Source organism: Clostridium sp. UBA4548 (assembly GCF_002387895.1).
Lineage (GTDB): Bacteria > Bacillota > Clostridia > Clostridiales > Clostridiaceae > Clostridium_J.
Genome location: NZ_DGLI01000050.1, coordinates 14,670 through 32,212, shown reverse-complemented (window position 1 = coordinate 32,212; position 17,543 = coordinate 14,670). Strand labels below are relative to the sequence as shown.

16 protein-coding genes, 7 tRNA genes and 1 other annotated feature are annotated in these 17,543 nt (G+C 31.1%); of the genes, 20 read left to right on the top strand and 3 right to left on the bottom strand.

All coding sequences use genetic code 11. From position 1 onward, the window contains the following. The first annotated feature begins 88 nt into the window (after positions 1–88). The 16 genes from B3040_RS19050 (at position 89) to B3040_RS18975 (ending at position 11,159) form a co-directional block, all read left to right on the top strand. A tRNA-Ile gene (locus B3040_RS19050) sits at positions 89–165 on the top strand. Between the two features lie 5 nt (positions 166–170). After that, a tRNA-Ala gene (locus B3040_RS19045) sits at positions 171–246 on the top strand. A gap of 182 nt (positions 247–428) precedes the next feature. Then, positions 429–941, top strand: a complete 513-nt coding sequence (locus B3040_RS19040; RefSeq protein WP_291576768.1) for an HDIG domain-containing metalloprotein — start codon at positions 429–431, stop codon at positions 939–941. Between the two features lie 225 nt (positions 942–1,166). Continuing rightward, the gene (locus B3040_RS19035; RefSeq protein WP_291576766.1) at positions 1,167–1,487 is read left to right on the top strand and encodes a PadR family transcriptional regulator; all 321 of its coding nucleotides are present in this window, start codon (positions 1,167–1,169) and stop codon (positions 1,485–1,487) included. Between the two features lie 2 nt (positions 1,488–1,489). Beyond that, positions 1,490–2,167, top strand: coding sequence for a DUF1048 domain-containing protein (locus tag B3040_RS19030; RefSeq protein ID WP_291576764.1), 678 nt, complete (start codon positions 1,490–1,492; stop codon positions 2,165–2,167). A gap of 200 nt (positions 2,168–2,367) precedes the next feature. Continuing rightward, positions 2,368–2,895, top strand: coding sequence for a transcription repressor NadR (locus B3040_RS19025; RefSeq protein WP_291576763.1), 528 nt, complete (start codon positions 2,368–2,370; stop codon positions 2,893–2,895). A 116-nt stretch (positions 2,896–3,011) separates the two neighbouring features. Next, positions 3,012–4,175 (top strand): DUF362 domain-containing protein, encoded by a 1,164-nt coding sequence (locus B3040_RS19020; RefSeq protein ID WP_291576761.1) that lies wholly within the window; start codon positions 3,012–3,014, stop codon positions 4,173–4,175. A gap of 5 nt (positions 4,176–4,180) precedes the next feature. Further along, positions 4,181–6,883, top strand: coding sequence for a UPF0182 family protein (locus B3040_RS19015; RefSeq protein ID WP_291576759.1), 2,703 nt, complete (start codon positions 4,181–4,183; stop codon positions 6,881–6,883). 21 nt (positions 6,884–6,904) lie between these two features. Further along, positions 6,905–8,299, top strand: coding sequence for an NAD(P)/FAD-dependent oxidoreductase (locus B3040_RS19010; protein WP_291576757.1), 1,395 nt, complete (start codon positions 6,905–6,907; stop codon positions 8,297–8,299). Between the two features lie 15 nt (positions 8,300–8,314). After that, on the top strand, positions 8,315–8,554 hold the full coding sequence (locus B3040_RS19005) for a DUF1667 domain-containing protein (RefSeq protein WP_291576755.1): 240 nt from the start codon (positions 8,315–8,317) through the stop codon (positions 8,552–8,554). Positions 8,555–8,660: 106 nt separating this feature from the next. Further along, positions 8,661–8,860 (top strand) — a binding site (T-box leader). A gap of 217 nt (positions 8,861–9,077) precedes the next feature. Next, positions 9,078–10,358 carry a serine--tRNA ligase gene (gene serS, locus B3040_RS19000; RefSeq protein ID WP_291576753.1) on the top strand — a complete coding sequence of 427 codons (1,281 nt, stop codon included), beginning with the start codon at positions 9,078–9,080 and terminating at the stop codon, positions 10,356–10,358. A 104-nt stretch (positions 10,359–10,462) separates the two neighbouring features. Further along, positions 10,463–10,553: transfer RNA gene (locus B3040_RS18995), tRNA-Ser, on the top strand. 6 nt (positions 10,554–10,559) lie between these two features. After that, positions 10,560–10,650 (top strand) — tRNA-Ser (locus B3040_RS18990). 140 nt (positions 10,651–10,790) lie between these two features. Then, a tRNA-Ser gene (locus B3040_RS18985) sits at positions 10,791–10,881 on the top strand. Between the two features lie 96 nt (positions 10,882–10,977). Further along, a tRNA-Ser gene (locus B3040_RS18980) sits at positions 10,978–11,068 on the top strand. A 14-nt stretch (positions 11,069–11,082) separates the two neighbouring features. Then, positions 11,083–11,159, top strand: a tRNA-Arg gene (locus tag B3040_RS18975). Between the two features lie 303 nt (positions 11,160–11,462). Here the strand turns inward: B3040_RS18975 and B3040_RS18970 are convergent. Next, the gene (locus B3040_RS18970; protein WP_291576751.1) at positions 11,463–12,356 is read right to left on the bottom strand and encodes a LysR family transcriptional regulator; all 894 of its coding nucleotides are present in this window, start codon (positions 12,354–12,356) and stop codon (positions 11,463–11,465) included. A 151-nt stretch (positions 12,357–12,507) separates the two neighbouring features. Between B3040_RS18970 and B3040_RS18965 the strand changes: the two genes are divergently transcribed. Continuing rightward, on the top strand, positions 12,508–13,098 hold the full coding sequence (locus B3040_RS18965; RefSeq protein ID WP_291576750.1) for a DJ-1/PfpI family protein: 591 nt from the start codon (positions 12,508–12,510) through the stop codon (positions 13,096–13,098). Between the two features lie 287 nt (positions 13,099–13,385). Here B3040_RS18965 and B3040_RS18960 read toward each other — a convergent pair whose 3' ends face one another. Continuing rightward, a complete protein-coding gene (locus B3040_RS18960; RefSeq protein ID WP_291576747.1) occupies positions 13,386–13,565 on the bottom strand; it encodes a YjfB family protein in 180 nt (59 codons plus the stop codon). A 436-nt stretch (positions 13,566–14,001) separates the two neighbouring features. Here B3040_RS18960 and B3040_RS18955 point away from each other — a divergent pair, with 436 nt between their 5' ends. The 3 genes from B3040_RS18955 to B3040_RS18945 are packed head-to-tail and all read left to right on the top strand — an operon-like array spanning position 14,002 to position 15,886. Continuing rightward, entirely contained in the window at positions 14,002–14,373 is a 372-nt protein-coding gene (locus B3040_RS18955; RefSeq protein ID WP_017417061.1) for a GntR family transcriptional regulator, read from the top strand. Between the two features lie 2 nt (positions 14,374–14,375). Then, complete coding sequence (locus B3040_RS18950) at positions 14,376–15,074, top strand: ABC transporter ATP-binding protein (RefSeq protein ID WP_291576745.1); 699 nt, start codon at positions 14,376–14,378, stop codon at positions 15,072–15,074. 11 nt (positions 15,075–15,085) lie between these two features. After that, positions 15,086–15,886, top strand: coding sequence for a hypothetical protein (locus B3040_RS18945; RefSeq protein ID WP_291576744.1), 801 nt, complete (start codon positions 15,086–15,088; stop codon positions 15,884–15,886). Positions 15,887–15,967: 81 nt separating this feature from the next. On the opposite strand, the gene B3040_RS18940 is transcribed toward B3040_RS18945, so the two are convergent. Continuing rightward, complete coding sequence (locus tag B3040_RS18940; protein WP_291576742.1) at positions 15,968–17,374, bottom strand: sodium:solute symporter family protein; 1,407 nt, start codon at positions 17,372–17,374, stop codon at positions 15,968–15,970. Positions 17,375–17,543 lie beyond the last annotated feature (169 nt).

The window sequence follows — 17,543 nt, the reverse complement described above, 5'->3', positions numbered from 1 at the left end:
ATACCGAACACGAAGGTTAAGATCTAAACGGCCGAGAGTACTGCAAGGGAGACTTTGTGGGAGGGTAGGTGGTCGCCAGGTAATATATGGATCTTTAGCTCAGTTGGTTAGAGCAACCGGCTCATAACCGGTTGGTCCGGGGTTCGAGTCCCTGAAGGTCCACCATACTTGGGGGTATAGCTCAGCTGGGAGAGCACCTGCCTTGCACGCAGGGGGTCAAGAGTTCGAATCTCTTTATCTCCACCAAAAGCAATCCATTTGGATTGCTTTTTTACTTTATAAAAAAATGACTATTAGATATAATAATCTATAGCTATATAATAATTAATAAATAGCTAGTAGTAAGAATTCCAATAATAAAAGCAGAACTACAATGAGCAAAGAGTTTAATAATCACTGAAGTAATTCATTTCTAAGGAGAGAAATATATGGCAGTATATAGAATAAAACAATTTGTTAATGCTATCACTGCAAAAATAACAGAAGAAGATTTAGTTTTAATTAATGAGTATCTAAATCATAGTGAAATAGAGCTTTTCAATAAACTACCCATATATGACAGAAAACACTCCATTAATGTGGCTAAGGATATTATGAGAGAAGTAAACAAAGAAAACTTTAATAAAAACAATAAGGATTTTAACTATGAGACTTTAATAAAAGCTGCATTACTTCATGATATAGGAAAATCCTATAAAAAGCTTAACCCAATAGATAAATCTGTATTAGTGCTATTAAATAAATTTACCAAGGGAAAATTGAAGAACTATAGCAACTTTAAAAAGGTCCATGTTTATTATAATCATGGAGAAGAGGGCTATAAGCTTCTAGAACATAAAAATTATAGTGAGAAGTTTTTAAATGTCATAAGAGACCACCATAAAAAAGATATAAGTTGCGATTACACTAAAATTATTAAGGAATATGATGACAAAAATTAATGATATAACCTCTAGGATATAATCTTACCGATAAGGTAGATATATGCTAGAGGTTTTTATTTTTCATTTTTATATAATGCAAAAACTTCTTGGAACTTAATGAAAGGAAGTCATTGAAAAATTACATTACATATTTCATAAGTTTATCAAAGATGGTTGACTTTATAGCTACTATGCAATACAATGTAGCTATAAGGTAACTTGTATTGCAAGGTAGGTGATATTATGGCTAATAAAACGCAACTTCTTAAAGGCATTTTAGAAGGATGTATTCTTAAGATAATAAATGAAAAAGAAACCTATGGATATGAAATTGTTGAGAAGTTAAAAAATTACGGATTAGAAGATATAAGTGAGGGGAGTATATATCCACTTCTTATAAGACTGGAGAAAAATGAGTTTTTAAATTCTACAATGAAAGACTCTCCTTTTGGACCTAAAAGAAAATATTATAGTTTATCAATTAAAGGAAAAGAGGAACTAGAAAATTTTAAGGGTGCTTGGGAGTATCTAAGTAAGGTTGTAAGTAATATTATGGAGGATTAGTTATGGGGATAGTAAAAAACTATATAAAGGATACCAATATTCATAAGGAGAAGTTAGATAAGGAGTATAGAATTATATTTGATGAGATTATGGTATATTTCAGAACTTCAGCTTTACCAGAGAGGGAAATAGAAGTTACCATACAGGATATTTTGAGTAACTTCTTAGAAGCTCAAGAAGCAGGAAAAACTGTAGATGAAGTTATAGGGGGGAGCTATAAAGATTTTTGTGAAAGTATAATAGCAGAGCTAAAGAGTATACCTAAAAATAAAAAAAGAATTATATTGTCTAATATATCTATGTTATTTCTAATAATTACAATTATTATAGCTATTAATTATGGTATTAATTTTATCGAAAACTTTATAAAAAATAGAACTATGCTACTTAATTACTCAGTGAGCCTAGACACTATATTACAAGTTTTAATTGCAGTTATCTTAGTGATTATTGTATTTAAATTTGCAAGAAGCAGTGACAAACCAGCTAAAGGTGATAAGAAGGGTAAGTTAAAGGAATTTGGAATTAATTATTTAATATTTTTTATTATCTTTTTAATCTTAGTAGGAAGTAGATTTTTAAAATTAGAGACAATGGTAATTTTAAATATAAAGATATATATAATAATTCCTATTCTTTATGTAATAATGAAGATATTTGATTATTTTGCAAATAAGTAATATAATTAATGAAAAATAATAAATAGAATTCTACTATAGGCCCTTCTAGTTTAAAACTATAAGGGCTAAACTTATAATAATTTTATATAGCAGGGGAAAATTATTATATTATTTACCATTAAATGATAAAATATATTTATAGGTAAAATTACAAGTTTGTATGACCAAAATAGTACAAGGATTATTATGTGGAGGAAAATATGAGTTCTAAGAGCCGTAGAGATAAAATAAGAGAATTGTTCATAAATAATAAAGAGCCTTTAAAGGGGCAAGTTTTAGCTGAAATGTTCAATGTAACAAGGCAAGTAATTGTAAAAGATATAGCTATCATAAGGGCAGAAGGGCTAAATATTATTGCCACCCCAGAAGGTTATATCACGCCAACAGATAATTCGAATGCCCTAAGGAGAGTTATAGCAGTAAGTCACTCTAAAAATCATATGGAAGATGAATTAAAAACTATTATAAAGTATGGTGCAACTATTGAAGATGTTATAGTTGAACATCCTCTTTATGGAGAAATAAAGGCAATGCTTATGATAAAAAACTTATTTGATTTAGAAAGTTTTGTAGAAAAGTTTCAGGACTATGCTGCAGAACCATTATCATCTATAACAAATGGTGTGCACTTGCATACAATAAGTTGTGATAGTGAAGATATTTTAAATAAAATTATCAATGAGCTGAGCATAAAAGGCTATTTAGCTGATGCTAAAGATAAAGATTAAAGATTAAATTTCCTATGAAGTAATTATAATTAATTAAGCATAAATAAAATACTTTTAATTTAAAAGTGTAATAAATCACTTTAATGGAGACATAAATAATTTTAGGGGGAAAGGCTTTGGAAAAGGTTGCATTATTAAAATGTGAAAGCTATGATGTAGATTTAATAGAAAGTAAAATTAGAGAAGGCTTTAAACTTCTTGGGGGAGAAAAATTTTTAAGAGAGCTAATTCCCTTAAATAGTAAGGTACTACTAAAACCTAACCTACTTAGTGTAGAGCATAAGGAATCTCCTGTAGTAACCCATTATGCTGTTTTTGAAGCAGTTATTAGGGTTATTAGGGAGTATAGTGACAATATAGTCTTTGGTGATTCTCCAGGGTTTGGCGATGGAAGAAAAGCAGCAGAAAAGTGTGGTTTAATAGCTGTTGCTGAAAAGTATAATGTAAGATATGTAGACTTCAATGAAAGTGTAAATGCAAAACTAGAAAATTCGTTGCTATGCAAAACTTGGACTGTGGCCAAGGCACCTTATGAAGCAGATGTGGTTATAACATTACCTAAACTTAAAACTCATGCTATGGCTTATTTCACTGGCGCAATAAAAAACCAGTTTGGTTGTATACCAGGAACAGGAAAAGCTACTTGGCACACTAGGATGCCTAAGGCAGAAAACTTTTGTAAAATGCTTTTAGACCTAAATTCTGTAGTTAAAACTAGTTTTGCCATTATGGATGGTATAGTTGCCATGGAGGGAAATGGACCTAAATCAGGAAGCCCCTATAAGCTTAATACATTAATTATGGGAAGCAGTATTACTGCAGTGGATTCAACAGCTGTAAGGCTTATAGGTTATGACAATCCTTTAGATACACCAGTATTAAAGGAGGCTTATGATTCTGGATATGGACCAGTTTTGCCAGAGGATATAGATGTACTAGGAGAAGAAATGGAAAGCTTAAAAGCTAAGGATTTTGAACTTTGTAGGAAGGGTGGAGATTTTTATTTTATCAACCCTAAGGTTACAAACTTTTTAAGAGAGCTTATTGCTCCAAGTCCGCACTTAATACCAGAGAAGTGTATTTCTTGCAGTAGATGCAAAGAAGTATGTCCAGAAAATCCAAAGGCAATAGAAATGACAGGGAAAAATGGTAAAAAGTATCCGGAGTGGGATATGAAAAAATGTATAAGATGCTTTTGTTGTCAAGAATTATGCCCAGTGGGAGCAATTGAAACAAAACAAAGTTCTTTAGGGAAAATAATTAATAAGGGTAAGAGGTGATATGAGTGAAAACTAAAAAAGTAGCAACGTCCGTAATATTAGGAATTTTAGTAATTATAGCTATCCTTGCATCTAGTATAAATATAATCATTGATTATCAATGGTTTAAAGAGTTAGGATACCTTTCTGTATACTTTACAAAAATTATGGCAGTATTAAAACTTACTGTTCCAGTATTTTTAGTTGTATTTATAGGAATAACCATTTATTATAGGAGTTTAATACCTAATATAAGAAAAATTAAAAAGGTAATTGAGATAGATAAGGTAAAAGAAAGAAGAAGCTTTAAGGTTTTTCTTGTTATAAATTTTATAATTTCTATGGTATTTTCCATAGTTTTTTCTAGTGAGTATTGGTATAAAATATTAGAGTATACAAGTTCCACAGAATTTTCTTTAACAGATCCAATTTTCAACAAGGATATTTCTTTCTTTGTTTTTAAACTACCATTAATTCAATCTCTATATAATAGTTCAATATCTTTTATGATACTTTTAGTGGTGGGTACCTTTGTTATTTACATGATACTTACAGCAAAGGATAAAATGTTTAGTAAAAATGTACAAGTAGATGGAAGAAATATAAAAAATCTTACTAGTGGAATAACTTCCTTTGCAGGAAAACAATTAGCTGTAGTTGCTGCATTTATAATGCTTCTTATATCTCTTGGATACATGATAAGTGGATGGAACTTGGCTTACTCTCCAAGAGGAATTGTGTTTGGAGCAAGTTATACAGATATAGCAGTGTCTTTAAAATTCTTTAAGGTTATAACAATAGTAGCTTTAGTTGGAGCTTTCGTAGTGTTCTTTAGTATTATGGCTAAGAAGGTTAAGCCTATTATAATTTCTGTAGTTTTAATTGTTATTTTAATGATTGGAGAAAATTTAGCAGCTGGAGTGGTTCAGAAGTTTATAGTTCAATCTAATGAAAAGTCTCTAGAAAAACCTTATATTGAACATAATATAAACTACACAAAAAAGGCTTTCAATATTGATGAAATAAAAGAAGAGAACTTTGAGATTAAGAATGAGTTAAGTAGTGAAAATTTAAAGGAAAATGAAGAAATAATAGATAACATTAAAGTTAACTCCTATAGACCAGCTCTAGAGTTCTATAATCAGTTTCAATATATAAGATATTATTACAAGTTTAATGATATTGATATTGATAGATATAATATTAACGGCAAATATAATCAAGTATTTGTAGCAGCAAGAGAGTTAGATTTTGAAAAGCTAGATGATAACTCAATTACTTGGCAAAACAAACATTTAGCTTATACTCATGGCTATGGAGTTGTAATGAGTAAGGTTAATTCTGTTACTAGTGAAGGACAGCCAGACTTTATAATGAGTAATATACCAATTTCAAATGAAACTAATATACCAATTGAAAACCCAAGAATTTATTTTGGTGAGGGTTCTAATGACTATAGCATTGTAAATACTAAACTTGGTGAACTTGATTATCCAGTTGGTGGTGAAAATGCTACTAATAACTATGATGGTAATGCAGGAATAAAAATGACCTTCTTAAATAAACTAATTTTTGCATTAAAAGAACAAAATCCTAAGTTTATATTATCTAATGATATAACTAGTGACAGTAAAATAATTCTTCATAAAAATATTATGGAAAGAGTTAATAAAATAGCTCCATTCTTAAGATATGATAAAGATCCTTATGTAGTTATAAGTGATAATAGACTTTATTGGATAGTAGATGGGTATACTACTTCAGATAAGTTTCCATTTTCTCAACCTATGGATGGCATTAACTATATAAGAAACTCAGTTAAAGTGGTTATTGATGCTTATAATGGAGACACTAACTTTTATGTAGTTGATGAAAGTGATCCTATTGCAATGACTTATTCAAAAATATTTCCAGAGCTTTTCAAGAAGAGCAGCGAACTTTCTGAGGATTTAAAAGCTCACTTTAGATATCCAGAGGATTTATTTACAATTCAATCTAATGTGTTATCTAAATATCATGTATCAGACCCAGGGGTGTTTTATAATGGTGATGATGTATGGTCTATTGCTGAGGATAAGGAAAAAGTGGAAGTTGAAGAGAAGTTTAATGAAGCAGATTATGTTACTATGAAGTTACCAAATGAAAGTAAACAAGAGATGGTAATTTTAGAATACTTTAATACTAAGGGTAGAGATAACATGGTTGCTATGTATGGTGCTAGAATGGATGGAGAAAACTATGGAAAGATGTTCTTGTATGAATTCCCAACAGGTGGAACAGTATATAGTCCAATGCTATTTAAGCAAAAGATAAATCAAGACCCAGTTATTTCTAAAGAGTTATCTCTTTGGGATACAAAAGGCTCCGAAGTTCAATTTGGAGATATATTAATAGTACCAATAGAAAACTCACTATTATATGTAGAGCCACTTTATCTTAGAGCTTCAGGTGAAAAGAGCATACCAGAGATGAAAAATGTTATAGTTGGGTATGGGGATAAACTAGTATTAGCTCCTAATATAGAAACTGCTCTAAAAAATATTTTTAATATTAAAGATGAGAGTGGTAGCAAACCAAATACTCCAGGGCAACCTGTAGTAACAGGAGATATGAACAAGATTAAGGAAATCTATAGTAAGGCCATAGAAGCTCAAAAAAATGGTGATTGGGCAAAATATGGTGAATATATAACTGAACTTGGAAACTTAATCAACAGTTTATCACAATAACTGACCTTATTGGAGGATACTATGGATTATGATATATTAATACTAGGTGGGGGCATCATAGGTTGTGCCCTTGCCTATGAACTTTCAAAATACAACTTAAATATTGCAGTATTAGAGAAGGATTATGATATAGGAAGTGACACTGCTTTAATAAATACAGCAACTATTTATGATGGATTAGAGAGTGAAGATGAACTATCTTCAAAACTTATAAGAAAAGGCAATTTAATGATAGAGGAATATGCAAGTAAATTTAATGTGCCTTATAAAAGATGTGGTTCTATTTATATTGCTAAGGATAAAGAGCAAGAAGAGTTTATTGATAGCATGTATAAAAGAGCTCAAAAGAAAAAAATTGAAGATGTAAAACTTTTAGAGGGCGAGGATATCTTTAAATTAGAGCCAAGTTTGGATAAAGATATAAAAAAGATACTTTATATTCCTAATACTGGAGTACTTCGTTCCTATGATCTTGCATTAGCCTATGGAGAAATTGCTTTTGATAATGGAGTAAAGTTTAAGCTTGAAGAAGAAGTAGAAAGCATAGAAAAACTTACTAAAGGCTTTAAAGTAGAAACAAATAAGAATAAGTTTACTTGTAAGATTGTAATAAACACTACACTAGATGAGAAGCTAACTAGAGGTTATGATAACAAGCCAGAAAGAACATACAATAGGAATTACTTAAAATATATTATGCTGGATAAAAAGTATGAAAAGCTATATTCTAATATAATCTTTGATATAAAGGGGAAAGAAAGAATTTATATTAGGCCTACCATAGCTGGTGAAATTATTGGTGCATATAGTAATGATAAAAATGTAAGCTATGATAAGGTTATAAAAAGATTATCCCCTGTGCTAAAATCAATAGATAGCAATAGAATAAAGATGGTATTAGATTGGCACCTATTTGATGAACCAGTGAGAATTGACAATAATGTAGATGAAAATGGTTATATCAATGTAGAGATTAGACACTATGGTCAAGTTACCATGACCCCAGCTCTAGCCCTTAATATTTGTAACTTAGTAGTTGGTAATTTAAATTGTAAGCTAAAGAAAGATTTTATTGATAAAAGAAGAGAATACTACAAATTTAAAGAGCTTTCCAATGATGATAGAAATGAAATAATTAGGGTAGATAAAAAGTATGGAAAAGTTATATGTGCCTGTGAAAGCATCACTGAGGGTGAAATTGTAGATGCTATAAGAAGACCCTTAGGAGCTAGAACCTTAGAAGGCATCAAGAGAAGAACTGGAGCAGGTTTTGGGAGCTGTAGAGGTTGTTACTGTAATGAGCAGATAATTTCCATACTAGCAAGAGAAACAGGAAAGAAAATAACAGAGATTGTTAAGCACTCTAAAAACTCTAGGATTATTCTAGGAAGAATAAAAGAATTTGATACTATGTAAGGAATGATTAGTTTGATGAAGGATAAAGATATATTAACTAGTATAGTTAGAGTAAAGGGTTCTTCAATACATGATGTGATGCCAGTAAAGAGTTCTAAACCTATAGATAAGGAACTTTGGATAGAATGTTCTAAAGCTTTAAGTAGAATTCACGTAGGTCCTCCTATGAATATTGGAGACATAGTGTGCAAGAATATCTTAAATACTGGAATAGATATCATATGTACTAAAAATATACCAAGAGATAAGAAATGATTTTATAATAAGTCATTGACAAATCCTAGGTAAGATAATAAAATTTATATAAAATATAAGTACTTGTATAGATTTTGGCATAAAATTTATACTATATAATAAAATAGTTAAACCATAGAAGAGAATAGTAACAATAATATAGTGTTAAAGAGAGTCAGCAGTTGGTGGAAGCTGATACACTTTATGTTGTGAATCCGCCTCTGAGGGACTGTGATGAGCAGTACGGCAATGTCGTTAAATTATTAAGAGGAATAAGTATTTTACTTGTTCAATTAGGGTGGTAACGCGGAGTCTTTCGTCCCTTTGGGGATGAGAGGCTCTTTTTGTTTTATTTAAGGACTCTTTATAAGGATAACCCTGTATATTTTACAGGGAAGACTTTGGCAAAAGAATAAGCTTTTGGGAAATTAAATCTCCCTTCAAAGTCCATCTTAAAAATGACTTGTTCCGTAATAAACTTTTTTATAAAAAATCTTGTAAAATAAACTTGAAAATAAATATATAAAACATAGGAGGAATAGATATGTTAGATTTAAAAAGAATAAGAAATAACCCAGATGAAATTAAAGCAGGATTACTTGGAAGAAGTAAGGATTTTAATGTTTCCTTAGTAGATGAAGTAATAGGTTTAGATGAAAAAAGAAGAGGAATTCTAGTAGAAGTAGAAAACTTAAAAAGCAGAAGAAATCAAGTTTCTTCAGAAATACCAAAGCGTAAAAAAGCAGGAGAAGATGTAGCTCCTATAATGACAGAAATGAAGAAGTTAGGAGAAGATGTTAAAGCTTTTGATACTGAGGTAGCTGAAATAGATGAAAAAATTAAGAATATATTATTAAGCTTTCCAAACATTCCAAATGGAGATGTACCAGAAGGAGCTTCTGATGCAGATAATGTAGAGATTAGAAAGTGGGGAGAACCAACAAGCTTTAGCTTTGAACCACAAGCCCATTGGGATTTAGGAACGAACTTAAATGTATTTGATTGGGAAAGAGCAGGTAAAATAACTGGTTCAAGGTTTACTGTATATAAGGGGCTAGGTGCAAAACTTGAAAGAGCTATAATAAGCTACTTCTTAGACACTCATACAGAGGAAAGTGGATACACAGAAATATTACCTCCATTTATGGTAAATAGGGATAGTATGATGGGAACAGGACAGCTTCCAAAATTTGAGGAAGATGCTTTTAAGGTTACGGATACAGATTACTTCTTAATTCCTACAGCAGAAGTGCCAGTAACTAACCTTTATAGAGATGAAATATTAAGCGGTGCAGAGCTTCCAATAAAGCACGCTGCTTACAGTGCTTGCTTTAGAGCAGAAGCTGGATCAGCAGGAAGAGATACTAGAGGTCTTATAAGACAGCATCAATTTAATAAAGTTGAATTAGTTAAGGTTACAAAACCAGAACAATCCTATGAGGAGCTTGAAAAATTAACTAGAGATGCAGAAAAGGTGGTTCAAGGTTTAGGACTTCCATATAGAGTAGTTAAACTTTGTAAAGGTGATTTAGGCTTCTCTTCAGCTACAACTTACGATATAGAAGTTTGGATGCCAAGCTACAACAAATATGTAGAAATATCAAGCTGTAGCAACTTTGAAGATTTCCAAGCAAGACGTGCTAATATAAAATACAAGGAAACTCCAAAGGATAAACCAAACTTTGCTCATACATTAAATGGATCAGGGGTTGCAGTAGGAAGAACAGTAGCTGCAATTCTTGAAAATTACCAAAATGAAGATGGAACAATAACAATACCAGAAGCTTTAAGACCATATATGGCTGGAAGAACTATAATGAAATAATTAAAAAATAAAACAAAATGTAGGTAAAATTACTTTAAATTTCATAAAAAAATCTGTTGACTAAAGTCATTAAAGTTGTTATAATAGTCTTTGTCAGCAGACATGGAGAGATGGTCGAGTTGGTTTAAGGCACCGGTCTTGAAAACCGGCGTACGTGTGAGCGTACCGTGGGTTCGAATCCCACTCTCTCCGCCAATATTCGGAGAAATACTCAAGTGGCCGAAGAGGCGCCCCTGCTAAGGGCGTAGGTCGGGTAACCGGCGCGAGGGTTCAAATCCCTCTTTCTCCGCCAGGGATGCTCTAAGCTAGAGCATCTTTGATTTTGTTTTAACACCCTATTCATCATCACTTGATTAGTGATGTTAAAATAAATTAAATAAAAACATTGACATGGTATTGAGATTTTGATAAAATAATCATGTCAAATGATACGGAGAGATGGTCGAGTTGGTTTAAGGCACCGGTCTTGAAAACCGGCGTACGTGTGAGCGTACCCAGGGTTCGAATCCCTGTCTCTCCGCCATTTTTTTACTGTAAAATACTTAAGGCTTAAACTTAGTATTTTTTTCTTTTATATAAGGAAATTTTACTTTATAAATATTTTTAATAACTTAGGTATGGAGAAATACTCAAGAGGCCGAAGAGGCGCCCCTGCTAAGGGCGTAGGTCGGGTAACCGGCGCGAGGGTTCAAATCCCTCTTTCTCCGCCACTAAAACCTAATATGCGGCGGTAGCTCAGTTGGATAGAGTAGCTGGCTACGAACCAGTTGGTCGGGAGTTCGAATCTTCTCCGCCGCACCAAAATCAAGACTTTGTGAGTTTTCACAAGGTCTTTTTTTTATGGAAAATAGTATGACTATATTACAATTTTTAGGTTAAAATGCCACATAGAATAAGAAAGGTATCAATAAAACTGAATATTAGCTTCGATTATTTGAATTTTATAGAGATATTTTTAAAATATATAATTCTAATTAAACAAGTAATTATTACAAAAACATTGAAACTTAAGGAGTGATTGGTTATGATAGCCTCTCAATATAAAATTATATTAGTTTATAACTACCTAACAAAATAGGACTTAAACTTCTTAAAACATATTTTCTAATCTTCAAACATAAGATGCTCTATGGTTAGATTTATAAATTCTCTCATAGCTGGAGAAATCCATTTGTCTTTATGATAAATCATCTGTCCATAGAGCTTAAGATTCATATCATAATCATCCATCACCATAACTTTGTTATCCTCAATTAGACTTTTTGCACTAACAAGAGGGAGCAGACTAATTCCGAGCCCACTTGCTACACATTGTTTTATAGTCTCCATGCTTGAAAATACTAGGGTGCTTTTAACTGCTATATTATTACGATCTAAATAGTTCTCAAAAAACTTCCGCAAAGAACAATTCTTTTCCGTAAATATCATACATTCTTCCTTTGATTTGCATCTTTCTTCACTTCCTATATTGAGTGATTTGTAGTTATGACCTTTTACAAATACCAAAGGTTCCTCTGTTAATACCTTTACTTCTAAATCCTGTTCCTTTACCTTAGGTTCAAGTGTAAATGCTATATCTAATTCTCCAGTGAATAGTCTTTTTTTTAGTTGTTCACAGTTATCATTTATTAAAGTGATATTTACATTAGGAAACTTCTCCTTGTACTTGAATAAAATTGATCCTAACCTGTACACTGTGAAGGTTTCAGAGGAACCTAGCCTTAAATCTCCTTTAATATCTTGGCTACCCGCTGATATGCTCTTTATTTTTGAATAGGTGCTTAGTAATTCTACAGTATAATCATATAATTGCTTTCCAGCACTGGTGACAGCTATGGTTTTTCCTAGCCGTTCAAACACTGGAGTTCCTAATTCATCTTCAATCATTTGTATATGTGCTGTTATAGAAGATTGTGCATAGCCTAGCCTTGAAGCAGCCTTAGTGAAACTATTTAATTCTACAATTGTCTTAAAGGTTTGCAGTTGTTTTATATCCATGAATATACCTCATCATTCTTAATTTAATATCAGTATAACTGAACAATATCTTCAGTTATTTCAATTTTACAGAAGTATTTTTACAATTTATAATTCTAATTGAAGAAACAATTGTTGTAAATAATTTTATATTTAAGGAGTGATAATTTTTATGAAAAAAGTTTGTTTATTGCTGCCAAATGGTTTTGAAGCTGTTGAGGCAAGTGTTTTTACAGATGTTCTTGGATGGAATCAGAGTGAAGGGGATGGAACCACCCAAGTTATAACCGTTGGTACAAGAGATAAGTTGAAATGCACCTGGAATTTTTTAGTTACCCCTGAGATGCATATCAGTGAATTAAGAGTTGAAGATTTTGATGCCCTTGCAATTCCTGGAGGGTTTGAAGAATCTAATTTTTACGAAGATGCCTTTAGGGAAGATGTTTTAAAGGTTGTAAGGGAATTTAATGATCAGGGTAAACCAATAGCAACAATTTGTGTTGCAGCCTTAATTCTTGGTAAAAGTGGTATTTTAGAAGGAAGAAAAGCAACAACCTATAATTTGTCTAATGGACATAGACAAAAACAGCTTGCTAATTTTAAAGCTAATGTTATAGCTGATGAGCCAATAGTTGTAGATAAAAATATTATAACATCCTTCAATCCATCTACTTCTTTTGATGTTGCTTTTAAACTTCTTGAAGTATTAACAAGTGAGGAAAATTGTAATAATATTAAAAGACTTATGGGATTTATAAAATAGAAATAGAGAATTAAATGTGAAATTAACATAGAGCTTTTAAATGTAAAATAAGTTTGAATTTTATTGATAGGTAACTTAATCTTTAAATTAGTCATATATCATGCAGCTTTAAATTTCATTGGGGTAATTTAAACTAGTATTATTGTTTAAATATCCCCTTTTTCAATTTTAAAAGAGAAACTGCCTAATTACATATAATATAAATTATTTAAGGAATTCTTCAAAAAAAGAACTTCCTTCAAAGAACTCCTTAAGGATATCTTTAAAAGAAGATACTTTTCTAAAATTTATGCTCGTGTATCTAAGCGATTTCCTAAATTAGGATCTACAGCAGCACTTTTAAGCATTTCTGTTAATTGGGTAGAAGTTTCTTTGCCCCTATTCATAGCCATCTTCATTACTGCTAGTCCAGCTGCCTCTTGTACTCTTGATTGGCTCATAGCTATTGATAATGCACCTATATCCATGATTACTCCTCCAAATCTTTATTTTAATTAAGTTTCTGGAATTTTATTATCCTTGTTAATAAATAGTGTTGTAATAACTTATTTGGTTTCACATAGATAAAAAGATATATATGTTTATTATACCTATTAATATCCATAGGGACAACTTTATATATTATAGATTTCTTCGAGTATCTTATCATTAATTTACTAAGGTTATAATTTTCTAAATCTAATATATCTAATAGAAAAATAAAAATACTTAATTAGTTTATAAAAAACCTAGGAGTTTTAAAGCTTCTGGGTTTTTCTATTTTGGTTTGTAAGTTTTTGTTGATATAAAAGGCTTTAAGAACAGAACACAAAAAAATATAATTTTAGGTATTAAAGACTATTGACTAGAATATAATATTAGTGTACTATCAATATAGTACACTAATACTTTAGGAGGTGTGATATGAGTTTAAAGTTTGATGAGAACCTTCCTATTTACATTCAGATAATGGATTATATAAAGAAAAAGACTGTTATAGGAGAAATTAAGGAGGGAGACAAATTGCCTTCAGTGAGAGAATTATCTAGTGATTTAAAAGTGAATCCAAACACTGTTTCAAGAGTTTATCAGGAGCTAGAAAGAGAAGGGCTTACCTATACTCAAAGGGGAATGGGAACTTTTATTACAGAAGATAAGGATATTTTATATAGCTTAAAGAAAACTATGGCAAGAGATATAGTTAGTAAATTTATTTATCAAATTAAGGAACTTCACTTTAGTAAGGATGAGATACTAGCTTTATTAAAAGAAGAAATTGATGGGGATGGGGAGTAAGTATGAGTAGTATAGTTCAAGTACAAAATCTAACAAAAAAATTTATTTCTAAAAGAGCTTTAAATGGAGTAAGTTTAACTTTAGAAAAGGGAAAGGTTTTAGGTATTTTAGGACCAAATGGTAGTGGAAAGACTACATTAATTAAAACCCTTGCTGGGTTAATTAAAGCTTCCTCTGGCGTAGTAAAGATTGATGATAAAGATATAGGAGTTCAGTCAAAGAGAATAGTATCTTACATGCCTGACAGAAACTACTTTTATAAGTGGATGAAGGTTAAAGAAACTATAGAGTTGTTTAAAGATTTTTATATTGATTTTGATGAAAGTAAATGTGTGAGCTTATTAAATAAAATGAATATACCAATGGAGGAAAAGGTTACAGCTCTTTCGAAGGGAATGCTTGAAAAGTTGAATATATCTCTTGTTCTTTCAAGAAAAGCTAAACTATTTATTTTAGATGAGCCTCTAGGCGGAGTAGATCCTGTGGCAAGAGAAGAGATTTTAGACATGATAGTAGATAACTTAGATGGAGAAAGCTCTATGATAATAACTACCCATTTAGTTAGAGATATGGAAAGATTATTTGATGAAGTCATTTATCTTAGAGAGGGTGAGATATTCCTTAAAGGGAATGCAGAAGATTTAAGGGCATCTCATGGAAAAACTATTGAAGATATATATAGGGAAATATTTGGTGTTTAGGAGGGGTTTAAATGCTTAAGTTATTAAAGTATAATTTTAAGGAAAGTACAAGAATATTAGGACCTTGTCTTTTGATAATGTCTTTATTAAATATATTTTTTTATGATTTAACTCAAATTATAACAAGTGATTTGGTACCAGTGTTTTTAATTCTTACAAATATAGTTATTGTGGTAGTAATTCTTTACCACTTAACAACTTCATTTATTAAGGAGTTTAATGAGGATAGAGGATTTTTAACTTTTACTTTGCCTATAAGTGGTAAAAAATTTATTTTAGCAAAGTTGTTCAATACTACTATTTGGATAATATTTATTGTTGTGACACAGGCTATTAGTGCAATTATACTAGCATTTAGGTTAGATTCTTTAAAAATTGATGATTTTCATTTTGATATTAGCCTGTTACAGGGAGATATTAAAAGCTTAATAAATTTAATGATCTTTGGATTTTTCATGATTTTAGTTTTATATATTTACTTCATGCTTAGCGGTTATTTCTCAGAAACTATTAGCAAAATAGCTTATAGAGGAAAATCTAAGTTTACTCAGTTTGTTATTGCGGGAACTTTATGGTTAACTCAATTTATTGTGCTTTTAAATATAACAATCAAGACAGCCATAGCTATGCCACTTTATTATAATGCAGTAGATGGAAAGTTTAACTTATCGCAAGAAAGTATTTCTATGTTTTTAGACCAAGGGTTTGTTTTTACAAATATAAACATTACGGGAATAATAATGCTAGGTTTGATTTCAGTTGCATACTTCTTTGGAATGGCATGCTTAATAGATAATAAAGTAGATTTATAAATAATAAAGTACTAGGAGAAAGCTCCTAGTACTTTGTTTTACCCTAGTTAAAGGGAAACAAGTGAAATTAAGATGGAATAATTAAATTTCTTCTAGTGGTGGTGCAATTTTATTAGTAACTCTTGTTTCAATAAAGGAAGTAATCATAAAGGCAATAATTGAAGCTACAGAACCAGCGATTATTGCTAGAATTCCATAAGGCTCTTTCATTATTTGCCAGTAGATTCCTACAGCACTACCTACTAATATAGAAACAATACCTGCATGTTTTGAACATTTTTTCATGGATATTGCAAGTATAAAGGCTGCAAAAGGACCAGCAGCTCTAAGCATAAAGGAGAATATATTAAGGGTTATTATATTAATTTGGAATAGAGCTATACACATTGCAAGAAGTCCAATTATAACATTACTTATTCTAGTCATTTTAATCATAGAGCTGTCACTGACATCTGGATTCATATATTTTTGATATAAATCTTTTGTTATTATAGTTGAAGCACATAACATATCTGAATCTGCACTAGACATGGTAGAAGCAATAATTGCTGCACAAACAAGACCAGAAACCCATTGAGGTGCTAAACTAAATACAGCAGTTGAAAGTGCCTTGCTTGGATCTATTGATGGAAAAGCAACGAAGGCTGCTATACCAATAATAGCAGGTATAAAAGCAAATAATCCCATAAATAATGCTGACATTAAGGTGGCTTTCTTTCCAGCCTTTTCATCCTTTGCAGCAAAAACTCTAGATACCATTTCTGGACCAGACATAAAGGTAATGAAGTACTGACCAATTAAGCTAACTATTGTAGCAATGCCCATTCCGTTTAGGGACATTTTTGTAGGAGGAACCTTAGCTACTATAGTTGACCAACCACCAGCACCTTTAATTACGAAAGGAATTGCAATTAAAAGTCCGAAGAATATAATTGCCCATTGAAATAAGTCAGTAAAGGCATCCGCCCAAAGGCCACCCATAACGGTATAGATTACTGTAAATAATCCAGCTATTAAAATAGCAACTTTAACATTTATTCCAACAAGAGCAGATATAATTATTCCTGAAGCAAGAATTTGAGAGGCTGTTAAGCAAAAAAGAGAAATAATATTTAATATAGATGTGATTATATGGCTTGATTTTCCAAAGCGTCTACCAACTACTTCTGGAATGGTGTAAGCCATTATTTTTCTAAGCTTTGGAGCAAAGAAGGCCATTGGAATAATACCAATTGCAGCTGCAAGCACATACCAAACAGCAGACATTCCCCAGTTACCATAGGCTTTACTTGCAAGACCAACAGTACTTCCCCCACCGATGTTGTTTGCTGCTAAGCTACAAGCTACCATAATAGCAGGTAAAGCTCTCCCAGCTAGCATATAATCTGTACTATCATTAATTAAGAACTTGTTTGTGTAAAAACCTACAAAAAGCATAAGACCTAGATAAACAATTACAATAATTAATGGGACTAAGTTTAAACTCATATAATTTCCCCCTTTAAATTGATATAGTAATTTATATTCAAAAAATCAGGGAGTATAACTAAATAAGTTAATAGAATTTTAATAATTTGTCCAAGTTTTAGAGAATACATAGTTTTATTAATTTACATTTCCTTGGCAATAATTCGGAAAGTGAAGTTTTTTCATAAAA

Excerpts from the sequence above, each read along its gene's own strand:
- B3040_RS18950 (WP_291576745.1), top strand. The coding sequence starts at position 14,376 with ATGAGTAGTATAGTTCAAGTACAAAATCTAACAAAAAAATTTATTTCT.
- B3040_RS19010 (WP_291576757.1), top strand. The coding sequence starts at position 6,905 with ATGGATTATGATATATTAATACTAGGTGGGGGCATCATAGGTTGTGCC.
- B3040_RS18960 (WP_291576747.1), bottom strand. The coding sequence starts at position 13,565 with ATGGATATAGGTGCATTATCAATAGCTATGAGCCAATCAAGAGTACAA.
- B3040_RS19030 (WP_291576764.1), top strand. The coding sequence starts at position 1,490 with ATGGGGATAGTAAAAAACTATATAAAGGATACCAATATTCATAAGGAG.
- B3040_RS18955 (WP_017417061.1), top strand. The coding sequence starts at position 14,002 with ATGAGTTTAAAGTTTGATGAGAACCTTCCTATTTACATTCAGATAATG.
- serS (WP_291576753.1), top strand. The coding sequence starts at position 9,078 with ATGTTAGATTTAAAAAGAATAAGAAATAACCCAGATGAAATTAAAGCA.
- B3040_RS18945 (WP_291576744.1), top strand. The coding sequence starts at position 15,086 with ATGCTTAAGTTATTAAAGTATAATTTTAAGGAAAGTACAAGAATATTA.
- B3040_RS18940 (WP_291576742.1), bottom strand. The coding sequence starts at position 17,374 with ATGAGTTTAAACTTAGTCCCATTAATTATTGTAATTGTTTATCTAGGT.
- B3040_RS19035 (WP_291576766.1), top strand. The coding sequence starts at position 1,167 with ATGGCTAATAAAACGCAACTTCTTAAAGGCATTTTAGAAGGATGTATT.
- B3040_RS19025 (WP_291576763.1), top strand. The coding sequence starts at position 2,368 with ATGAGTTCTAAGAGCCGTAGAGATAAAATAAGAGAATTGTTCATAAAT.
- B3040_RS19005 (WP_291576755.1), top strand. The coding sequence starts at position 8,315 with ATGAAGGATAAAGATATATTAACTAGTATAGTTAGAGTAAAGGGTTCT.
- B3040_RS19040 (WP_291576768.1), top strand. The coding sequence starts at position 429 with ATGGCAGTATATAGAATAAAACAATTTGTTAATGCTATCACTGCAAAA.
- B3040_RS18970 (WP_291576751.1), bottom strand. The coding sequence starts at position 12,356 with ATGGATATAAAACAACTGCAAACCTTTAAGACAATTGTAGAATTAAAT.
- B3040_RS18965 (WP_291576750.1), top strand. The coding sequence starts at position 12,508 with ATGAAAAAAGTTTGTTTATTGCTGCCAAATGGTTTTGAAGCTGTTGAG.